The 10,119-nt window shown below is 52.6% G+C and carries 6 protein-coding genes and 2 tRNA genes; 4 read left to right on the top strand and 4 right to left on the bottom strand.

The genetic code is table 11. The annotated features are described in order from the left end of the window. Positions 1-4,154, top strand: a 4,154-nt coding sequence (locus ACO0LK_RS19755) for a beta strand repeat-containing protein (RefSeq protein ID WP_422978036.1), incomplete at its 5' end; no start/stop codon positions are given. A gap of 584 nt (positions 4,155-4,738) precedes the next feature. On the opposite strand, the gene ACO0LK_RS19750 is transcribed toward ACO0LK_RS19755, so the two are convergent. After that, positions 4,739-5,716, bottom strand: coding sequence for a LysR family transcriptional regulator (locus tag ACO0LK_RS19750; RefSeq protein WP_422978034.1), 978 nt, complete (start codon positions 5,714-5,716; stop codon positions 4,739-4,741). A gap of 106 nt (positions 5,717-5,822) precedes the next feature. Between ACO0LK_RS19750 and ACO0LK_RS19745 the strand changes: the two genes are divergently transcribed. The 3 genes from ACO0LK_RS19745 to ACO0LK_RS19735 all read left to right on the top strand — a co-directional run bounded on the left by ACO0LK_RS19745 (position 5,823) and on the right by ACO0LK_RS19735 (position 8,048). Next, entirely contained in the window at positions 5,823-6,992 is a 1,170-nt protein-coding gene (locus ACO0LK_RS19745; RefSeq protein ID WP_422978032.1) for an NADH:flavin oxidoreductase/NADH oxidase, read from the top strand. Positions 6,993-7,055: 63 nt separating this feature from the next. Beyond that, positions 7,056-7,439, top strand: coding sequence for a nuclear transport factor 2 family protein (locus tag ACO0LK_RS19740; RefSeq protein ID WP_422978030.1), 384 nt, complete (start codon positions 7,056-7,058; stop codon positions 7,437-7,439). Positions 7,440-7,547: 108 nt separating this feature from the next. Next, the gene (locus ACO0LK_RS19735) at positions 7,548-8,048 is read left to right on the top strand and encodes a nuclear transport factor 2 family protein (protein ID WP_422978028.1); all 501 of its coding nucleotides are present in this window, start codon (positions 7,548-7,550) and stop codon (positions 8,046-8,048) included. Between the two features lie 552 nt (positions 8,049-8,600). Here ACO0LK_RS19735 and ACO0LK_RS19730 read toward each other — a convergent pair. The 3 genes from ACO0LK_RS19730 to ACO0LK_RS19720 form a co-directional block, all read right to left on the bottom strand. After that, a tRNA-Asn gene (locus ACO0LK_RS19730) sits at positions 8,601-8,676 on the bottom strand. Between the two features lie 75 nt (positions 8,677-8,751). Then, a tRNA-Asn gene (locus tag ACO0LK_RS19725) sits at positions 8,752-8,827 on the bottom strand. A 59-nt stretch (positions 8,828-8,886) separates the two neighbouring features. Next, on the bottom strand, positions 8,887-10,101 hold the full coding sequence (locus ACO0LK_RS19720; RefSeq protein WP_422978026.1) for an aromatic amino acid transaminase: 1,215 nt from the start codon (positions 10,099-10,101) through the stop codon (positions 8,887-8,889). Positions 10,102-10,119: the final 18 nt, after the last annotated feature.

Below are 10,119 nucleotides of genomic sequence, written 5' to 3'. Positions count from 1 at the left end.
CCATCGATGCTGGTGCACTGACAGCGCAATCTGCACTGGACGTGACACTGGGCCGTGGCGCCAACTTCCTGAGCCTGGGTGCAGGTGCTGACCGCGTGGTATTGCTGGGTAACTATGTTGCCGGTACGTACAACGTGACAGAAAACGGCGTGAACCTCAATACACAATCCACAGCAACAGCAGTGGCCCGTGTAGTGACAGACACCATCAACCTGGGTAACGGTAACGATACACTGGTTACTTACGGTGCGATCAACCTGGCGGGTGCACAACTGTCCGGTGTTGAAAACATCACAGCAAACTCTGCTGTTGTTATCACTGCCAGCCAATATGCTGCTCTGGTAGCTGCCCGTGCTGCATTGAACCTGACAGGTCCGGTATTGACCTTCAGCGGTGCAGGCCCACATCAACTGACGATTGTGGATGATATCGCGGGTGCGAATAATATTGATCTGTCGTTTATTTCCATCACTGGCGGTACGCTGGTGTATGACGTGACTTCGTCTTCGAATGCAACGGGTGGCGGTGTTAATAATAGTACGACTTCCAATGCGATTATTGTTTCCGGTGGTGCATCTGCAATTGCTGGAACCATAGGCACCAGCCCATCGAATGGCGGTGGTCAGGCAGCCAATGGTACTGCGTTGACTGCCGGCGGGACATTCAATGGCACAGCTGGCCTGAATGAAAATTTCACCGGCAATGTCGCGTCGCTGGTCGGTACTACCGTCAATGGTAACAATGGCGACTCTGACACCATCACCATCTCTGGTGGTGGTACGGTGAATATTGGTAGTGGTAATACCATCACCAATATCAAGACACTGACGATGGATGGTACCGCTTCCAATGTTGTTTTCTTCTCAGTAGCGAATTCTGGCATTACCACCATCAATGGCAGCTCAGGCAATGATTATGTTGATCTGGCGAATAGTGGCAACTCCATGCTGGCTGGCAATGTCAATCTGGGGGCGGGCAGCAATACCCTGGTCATGGAGGGCAAAACCTATACCGGCACCTTTGTGGCTGGTTCTGGCACATCTGATACCTTGTACCTGTTCAATGGCAGCAATATCAGCGCGGCCAATGTCAGTGGTTTTGAATCCGTCAATATCAATAATAACGCGTCTGTAACCATGACAGCGGCACAGTTTGCTGGCTTTACCACCTTCACTGCCGCAGGGACAGAAACTGTCAACATTACGACTACCGGCAGTATTACTGGCAATAGCAATGTAGAAAATTATGTACTGGCAAATGGCGGCAACACCTTCACCGCAGCAAGCGGTCTGGTTTCTGTAACGGGTGGCACGGGTAATGACACCATTACTGCGAGCTCAGCCATCATCGCTGCTGCCGCAACCATCAATGGTGGTGCAGGTACGGATACCCTCAATGTCGGTGCTGTGACAGCGGCCCTCGACCTGTCTGCCAAAGTCAGTGGTGTAGAGGTCATTAACGTCACTGGTGGTACGACGCCAACCTGGACAGTGACAAATGAAAATGGCGCAGGCGTAACGCTGAACTACACCAAGTCTGCTGCTAACGACATCAACAACATCACCCTCGGCTCAGGTGGCCAGACCCTCAATATCCTGGGCACGGGCACAGGGCGCACGACCATCACTGGCGGTTCTGGTGCGGATATCATTAATTTGTCTACCACTGCAACTGGTGCGGATGTCATCGCGCTTGGCTCAAACATCGCTGCCATTGATACGATCAATAATTTCAAGGCGGCAGGCGCAGACATTTTTGCTACCGGTGTTTTGCCAACTTCATTGTTTAATCTGACTATTGCCAATGCCGACAGCAGCAGTCTGGCCGCAGCCATTGCTACAGCAGCAACTGCAGCGGGTGCGAGCCTGGCAAATACAGGCCAGGCTTATACCGTCACCGTGAACAGCGGTACCGCAGCGGGAATTTATGCATTCCAGAATACTGGCGGCAGTGTAGGTACAGTTGATACTGGCGATTTCATCGTCAAACTGGGTGGTACAACGGGTACTATTTTTGCCAATGATTTTGGTATTGCCAATGCGGTTGCTGTGACCGCCGGCAGCACCTTGAATGGCACAGCAGGCGCCAACGACATCTTCATGTCTACCATCCCTGGCCTTAATGGTACAACCATTGCTGGTAATGCTGCAGACACTGACGTGTTGACACTGACTACGGCTGGCACAGTCACCATCAACAATGGCTCGACCGGTGGCACGCTCAGTAACCTCAAGGTTCTTAACCTGGCCAATGGTACCAATACCATCACCTACAATACGTCTGCGGGCTTCACCACCATCAATGGCGGCTCTGGCGATGATACCTTCATCCCCAATACAGCCTTGCTGCCTATTGTTGTGAATGGCGGCCTGGGCACCGACACCATCGTGCTGTCAGCCGCCTATGCAGCTGTCGCCTCCGGCTCAGGTACTTTTGCTGGCAATGTCACCGGCTTTGAGAAATTGCGCCTCGCCAGTGTCACCAATCAGACCATAGACTTGCAGACCCTGGGTAACTATAGCGACGTCACCTTCTCTGGCGCAAACGGACTGACATTGAGCAACCTGCCCAGCAATGGCAACATCACGCTGAATGGCACGGGCACGGCCTTTACTATCTCCAACGCGGCCTTTGCTGGCGGCGTCAATGATATCGTCAATTTGACGCTGACTGACGGCAGCACTTCTGCTGTTGCCTTTGCCACCACCGGCATTACTGCATCCGGTGTTGAGACCTTCAACATCACCACCGTTGATACCCAGGGCACACCGACAGGTCTTTTCAATGACACGCTGACCATACTCGGTAACTCGGTCAAAAACATCAATATCAGCGGCAATGCCGGTCTGACCATGCCAGCCACCAGTACCTCGCTGATTAATGTCGATGCCAGCGGCATTACCCTGGGCGGATTTACCTGGACAGCCAATGCCCTGACAGGTACGGCGACTGTCAAAGGTAGCGCCACCGGTACTAATACCGTCAACATGAACTCTGCGACGGCTGGTGTTAATTACACTGGTGGTACAGGTAACGACAATATCACGATCAACGGCACGGTTTCCAGTACAGCGGCATTAGGCAACGGCAATAATAGCCTGGCCCTGAATGGCGTGACCATCCTTGGCACTTATACTGCTGGTAATACTGGTACAGACAGCCTGGCATTCTTCTCGTCTATACCAGATATCAGTAATGCCACTGTCACCGGCTTTGAAAACCTGACCGTGACCAATAATGCCAACATCACCATGACTGCAGCGCAGATGGCGCAATTTACCGGTACCGTCAATGCATCAGGAGTCGAAACCATCAACCTGACGACGGCTGGTACGGTTACAGCCTTTAGTACCGTTGAAAAGTACAACCTCGCCAACGGCACCAACAACTTCACATCAGCCAACGTGGCTGTCAGCGTCATTGGTGGTACCGGTACGGATGTCTTCAATTTCACGGCCAACCAGATCGCCAACTTCCTGACCACCATTGATGGCGGCAATGGTATTGACGTTCTCAATGTTGGCACCACCAGCGTCCAGAACCTGGACTTCAGCACCAAGATCGCCAACGTCGAAATCATTAGCGTGGCGGGCAGTACAGGTACAACCAGCATCACCAACCAGGATGGTGCGGGCGTGACATTGAACTATACGAAGAGCACGGGCGACAACACCATTATCATGGGTACTGGCGGCCAGACCCTGAACCTGCTGGGTTCCAGCTCTTCTTCGACAACCATTACAGGTGGTACGGGTGTGGATACCATCAACCTGCAGTTCTCAGGTGCCGGTTCTGAAACACTGATAGAAAGTGGTGCCAATATGTCGAACAGGACACAGGTCGACATCGTGGGCAATTTCAACTCTACAGGTACTGATTACTTCAAGACGGGTGTCAATGCGGTGAGTGTGGGTTCCTACATCATCGGTAATGCCGATACGGGCAATTACCTGACCACGATTGCTGCAGGCCTTGCTGTCGTTTTTACCCAGACAAACCAGGCTTACCTGATCACGATACAAACAGGTACAGCAGCGGGTACTTATCTGGTCCAGAACACCGGTACAGATGTCACCCATTTTGATGATACTGACTTCTTTGTACAATTGACGGGTACGATTGGTACGATCAGTATTGGCAATCTGATTGCGTAAGAGGGCATTGTTACCGGGTAGCCAGGGCGCATTGCCAGTCCCATTGCTGCTGGCCTTGTTTATCCGGTTATATCCGGTCAAGCGTATCTGATGATACGAACAGAATAGCCTTGGAAAGAGTGTGTTTGGAAAAAAGAACGGCCCGGTCAGATTGTTAACCGGGCCGTTTTTCTTTATGGAGAAAGATGGGCCTGCTTCGCGTTTTGCTTTAGCCATCAGAGCGCGGAAATGGGCCTGAGCAATGCAGCAGGTAAGCGAATGGACTGCAATCCATGCAGGGGACGTATCTGCTCAGAAAATGATGATGACTAAACTAAAGAGTATCTGTTGAAGCAGAGGGGGGGGGAGGGCTTTTGCGAGCTTGCTGTGCGGTTGCTAGCTGAATTGACCCTGTCAGTTTGATCCACCTTCCACTTCCTGGTGAAGGCTGCCACCCGGTCATAGGGCCCTTCAAATCCCAGTTTTTTCAGATCCAGATGAAGCTGTTTTCACGGCACATGTAGGGGTAACGGACGATTGATTCTTGTTCCGCGCTGTCGGTCCAATTGGTCAAATCCAGCGCTGCTGCATTGAGTTTGCTAAACTTAAAATAAAGACGGTTTGCTTGGATTAGCAGTACGCATGAAATCGACGAATGCACGCAGCTTCCCGGGCATGTGCTCGCGATGAGGATAGTAGAGATGAAAAGCGTCGTCCAGTGCCCAGTGTTGCTTCAGTATTTGCCGCAGCTTGCCGTCTGCTAGCTCTTGCTTCGCAAAATCCTTTAATATGAAAGCGATGCCGTGGCCTTGTATTGCAGCATCTACCACGGATCGCATTTCGTCAAAAATAAAGCGCCCTTGAACATCGATTTGAACCATCTGGCCGCGATCTTCGAACTTCCAGTCATATAATCTTCCCCCAACGCAATAGCGCTGGCGTATGCAGTTGTGCTTAAGCAGTTCAGCCATCGTTTGCGGTTCACTGCGCTCGCGGAAGTAATCCGGTGCCGCTACCACAATTCTTTTTTGAACTGCTCCCAGCTGCACGGAAATCATGTCATTTTGCAGTTTCCTCCCCATGCGTATGCCGATATCAAAACCGGTGTTGACGATATCGCGCAGTTGATTATCGAGTGATATTTCGACATTAATCAGCGGGAAATATTCCAGGAACGACTGTATGTGCGGCTTGATCAAGATACGGTAGGCAACGTAGGATGAACTGACGCGCAACATACCCGAAGGTTGATCGGTCGCGAGCAATGCTTGTGACAAGGAGTTTTTGATCAAGGCAAGTGCCGGTGCCAATGCCGTGTTCAATGACGCGCCAGCCTCGGTCAGACTGACACTGCGTGTGGTGCGATTGAACAACCGCACGTTAAGTTGAGCTTCGACGTTTTTGATCGTGCGTGACACCGCCGTTGGCGTGACGCCTATTTCTGCGGCGGCGCGAGCGAAGTTCAAATGTCTGGCCGCGGCCTCAAAGGTCAGCAGACCTGGGAGATGCAGAGGAGGCGTAGAGATTGCGCCTTCCAAACCTTCCACGCGGCTTGAAGGTTCAATTATGACTTTTTTGTTCATACTGTATCTCCACCTATGACTATTTACGTCATTATCGCCGATCTGCATACTGACCACATCTAACAAATCAATCCGGCTATGCAAGCTATTTTTCGAGAAAAGAACCATGAGCAGAATCTTTGAACCCCTGACATTGCGCAGTGTCACCCTGCGCAACCGCTACGCCCTCAGCCCTATGTGCCAGTACACGGCGAAAGATGGTTACGTCAGCGATTACCACGCCATCCACTACGGACGTTTCGCTCTTGGCGGCTTTGGCCTATTAATGGTCGAGGCGACGGCCGTCTCGCCTGAAGGACGGATCACACATGGCGACCTGGGCCTGTGGGATGACGCCCATATACCGGGCCTCGCACGCATTACCGAGTTTGCCAAAGCCTATGGCGCGACCCCGGGTATCCAGATTGGCCATGCAGGACCCAAAGCCAGCATACAGAGAGCCTTTGAAGGTAACGGTCCACTGAACGAGGTTGACGCGGCACGCGGTGAACACGCGTGGCAGGTAGTGTCACCAAGCGCGCGCCCGGTCGCTGACGGCTGGCTGGTGCCCACAGCTCTTGATGCCCAAGGTATCGCCGAGGTACGTGCGGACTTTGTCGCTGCGGCACGCCGCGCCTTGCAAGCGGGCTTCGATGTGCTCGAACTGCACTATGCGCATGGCTTCCTGCTCAACGCGTTTCTGTCACCGCTGACCAACGATCGCAACGATGAATACGGCGGCAGCTTCGAGAACCGCATCCGGCTGCCGCTCGAGATCGCCCGCGAGGTGCGTGAGGTCTGGCCGCAGAACAAGCCGCTGTTCGTGCGCTTGTCTGCGGTCGATGGCAGTAGCAGCGGCTGGACCATCGCCGACAGCGTTGCTTTTGCCGCGGCCCTGAAGGCGGTCGGCGTCGACGTCATCGATTGCTCGTCCGGTGGCTTCGGCGTCTTCGAATACCCCAATGGCTATGGCTTTCAAGTGCCGTTCGCTGCGCAGATCCGTCGTGAAGCAAACATTGGCACCATGGCAGTAGGAATCATCGTCGATCCGCGGCAGGCCGAATCTGTCATCGCGTCCGGCCAGGCCGACCTGGTCGCGCTTGGGCATGCGGCGCTGCGCGATCCGCACTTTCCATTGCATGCACAGCAGACTCTTGGAGCAGTCAACCCTGACGCAGCCTATGCCAACTGGCATGTGCAGGCCGGCTGGTGGCTTGACCACCGCGCAAGTAAGCTTGCCCAGCTCGGAGCATGGACCCCGGCGGCGGATACCGCCGCATGTAGCCACCAGGCTTGAACCCCGTGCCGGTCAAAGCGACCGGCTTTTACAACGACTCGAATGACCAATCAGGAGTAAAAAATGAGCAAACCTACCTACGTGCAGGACTATCAAGCTATCGTTGTGGTACTGAACAAGTACATCGATGGCTGCAAACAGGCTAAAAGTAGCGTCATGAAACCAGCTTTCAGTGAGCAGGCAACGATGTTTAGTGTCAATGGCGACAGCAATCTGACTGGCGGCCCGATCCAGGGACTGTTCGACGGCATCGACAGCGCGTTCCACCCGTCGCCTGAGGCGCAGAGTGTGGTCGTTAAAGTCGATATCGTAGGCACCGCCGCCAGTGCTCGTATCGACTCTAACGATGTCTCGGGTTTTTCCTTCAGCGATTTCTTCCACCTGCTGAAGGTCGAAGGTAAATGGACGATAGTCAGCAAGATCTTCCATACCCACGTAGCGCCTTGATCTTAAGTCTGTATTGTCCAGTCCGGATTGAACACGCGCGGCAGATCACGCCTCTGGCCAGGTCTGCCGCCTCCATCAGCAATTGCAACACTTATCAAGAGTGACTAAATGAAAATGACCTTTTTCAAGACCTTGTTGTTCGCGGCAATCATTTCTGGCTTCGGCGCGGCTGCTCAAGCCGCAGACTTGCAGGGTGGCCAACAGGCTGCCAGTAGCAAGACCATTCGCAAACCTACTTACGTTAAAGATTATCAAGCCATCGTCCAAGTGCTGAACATGTACATCGATGGCTGCAAACAGGCCAAAAGCAGCATCATGAAGCCAGCCTTCAGCGAAAAGGCCACCATTTTCAGCGTCGACGCCAAGGGCAAGCTGACTGGCGGCCCGATTCAAGAGCTGTTTGATGGCATCGACAACCCGCCATTTCGCCCATCACCCGAAGCTCAGAGCGTGATCGTCAAAGTGGACATCGTGGGCACCGCCGCCAGTGCGCGCATCGACTCCAACGACGTCTCGGGCTTTTCCTTCAGCGATTTCTTCCAGCTTCTGAAGGTCGAAGGTAAATGGACGATAGTCAGCAAAATTTATCATACTCACGTCACACCCTGATCTCAACACTGAAGCCGCTGGAACCTCGCGCTCGAATTGCAGCGGCCAAATTGAAACACTTCCTGGCCATCTGGTCATACAAAAATCGCAAGCAACAACCTAGCTTAAAACGGATTCACTTGGATCTGACAGAGCAGGGATTTAATGGGTCGTATGACCAAGCAGCGGGCTTCGCCAGGAAATGGAAGGTGGATCAAACTTATAGGGTCAATTTAGCTAGAAAATGAACAGTGGGGCTACTCAGAAAATGATTATGACTAAACTAAAGAGTATCTGTTGAAGCAGAGGGGGTTTTGCGAGCTTGCTTTTGAATGCTGACTGGAAGAGAGGGGAGGCTTGTACAATTTTTGGGGGCCGGAGATGTACATTAACCGGTAAATTTGTAGCAGCCGCCATATCTGAATTGCCTGTTTGATTTTACGCCGCGTACATAAAAAACAAAGCTTTGAATTCTGACAGACTGGCTGTGCCATGGAGCATGGCGGAAAAAGAACGAAAAAAGGGCGGAAAAAAAAGAGTTACTGGCCTGGGCAAGTAACTCTTTCCTAAATTTGGCTCCCCGACCTGGACTCGAACCAGGGACCTGCGGATTAACAGTCCGTCGCTCTACCAACTGAGCTATCAGGGAATAGAAGATTTGATCATCTTCGTTAAACTTTTTGCAGTGATTTTTTATTAAGTTCACTACTTACTTCAAATTCTGTGGCTCCCCGACCTGGACTCGAACCAGGGACCTGCGGATTAACAGTCCGTCGCTCTACCAACTGAGCTATCAGGGAACAGAGACAAAGATTATATGCTTCGGACCCGTGTTTGTCAACACTCTGGCCAAATCGAATTACAAAACCCGAGTAATCGCTGCTATGACATTGTCTATATTTTTGCTGTTGAGGGCAGCAACGCAGATGCGTCCGGTATCAACGGCGTAGATGGAGTTCTTATCGCGCAGCTGGCCAACCTGTTCTTTTGTCAGGCCAGAATACGAGAACATGCCGCGTTGCTGGATGACAAAGTCAAAGTTGTGGCCCGGTGCCTTGTCCTTGAGCTTGCTGACGAAGGCAGTGCGCATTTCGCGTATGCGTACACGCATGCCTGCCAGTTCCTCTTCCCACAACTGACGCAGTTCTGGTGTAGCCAGCACTGTTGCCACGACCTGGCCACCATGGGTAGGCGGGTTGGAGTAGTTGGTACGGATCACGCGTTTTAATTGTGACATGATGCGTGCAGCTTCTTCGGCGCTGGATGCGGCAATGCTCAGGGCGCCTACACGTTCGCCATACAGCGAAAAAGACTTGGAGAAGGAATTGGATACGAACAGTGCACCACCAGCCTCTGCAAAGCGGCGTACGACCTTGCCATCGGCTTCGATGCCGTCACCAAAGCCTTGATAAGCCATATCGAGGAAAGGAACCAGATTGCGTGTGCTGACAACTTCAATCACTTGTGTCCATTGATCATCAGTCAGGTCGGCACCGGTAGGGTTGTGGCAGCAGGCGTGCAACAGGACGATAGAGCCTTCAGGCATGGATTTCAATGCATCCAGCATGCCGGCGAAATTGACGCCACGGGTGTTTGCGTCGTAATACGGGTAAGAATTGACCTTGAAACCAGCCGATTCAAACAGGGCACGGTGGTTTTCCCAGCTTGGATCGCTGATCCAGACTTCAGAAGTCGGGCTGAAACGTTGCAGGAAGTCAGCGCCTAGCTTCAGGGCACCTGTGCCGCCTATGGCTTGTGCGGTAATCGCCCGTTTTTCCTTGACGACGTCGCTGTCAGCACCAAATACCAGTTCCTGCACTGCCTTGTCATAGGCAGCCAGGCCTTCGATAGGCAGGTAAGTGCGTGGAGAGAATTTTTCCATCAAAATAGCTTCCGCTTTTTTGACGCATTCCAGCAATGGCACTTTGCCATTGTCGTCATAATATACACCTACGCCCAGGTTGACCTTGGCGGCGTTCTGGTCAGCATTGAAGGCTTCGGTGATGCCCAGGATAGGGTCGCGGGGGGCCATTTCTATGGCAGAAAACAGGGGGGAAGAAGCAGGAGCGGTCATCGTGATAATATTGAAAGA

The sequence above is a fragment of the Undibacterium sp. Ji49W genome (assembly GCF_049340205.1).
GTDB lineage: Bacteria > Pseudomonadota > Gammaproteobacteria > Burkholderiales > Burkholderiaceae_D > Undibacterium.
Note: the sequence above shows the minus strand (reverse complement) of the source record. Positions and strands in the feature narration are given on the sequence as shown.

Excerpts from the sequence above, each read along its gene's own strand:
- ACO0LK_RS19740 (WP_422978030.1), top strand. The coding sequence starts at position 7,056 with ATGAGCAAACCTACCTACGTGCAGGACTATCAAGCTATCGTTGTGGTA.
- ACO0LK_RS19735 (WP_422978028.1), top strand. The coding sequence starts at position 7,548 with ATGAAAATGACCTTTTTCAAGACCTTGTTGTTCGCGGCAATCATTTCT.
- ACO0LK_RS19720 (WP_422978026.1), bottom strand. The coding sequence starts at position 10,101 with ATGACCGCTCCTGCTTCTTCCCCCCTGTTTTCTGCCATAGAAATGGCC.
- ACO0LK_RS19745 (WP_422978032.1), top strand. The coding sequence starts at position 5,823 with ATGAGCAGAATCTTTGAACCCCTGACATTGCGCAGTGTCACCCTGCGC.
- ACO0LK_RS19750 (WP_422978034.1), bottom strand. The coding sequence starts at position 5,716 with ATGAACAAAAAAGTCATAATTGAACCTTCAAGCCGCGTGGAAGGTTTG.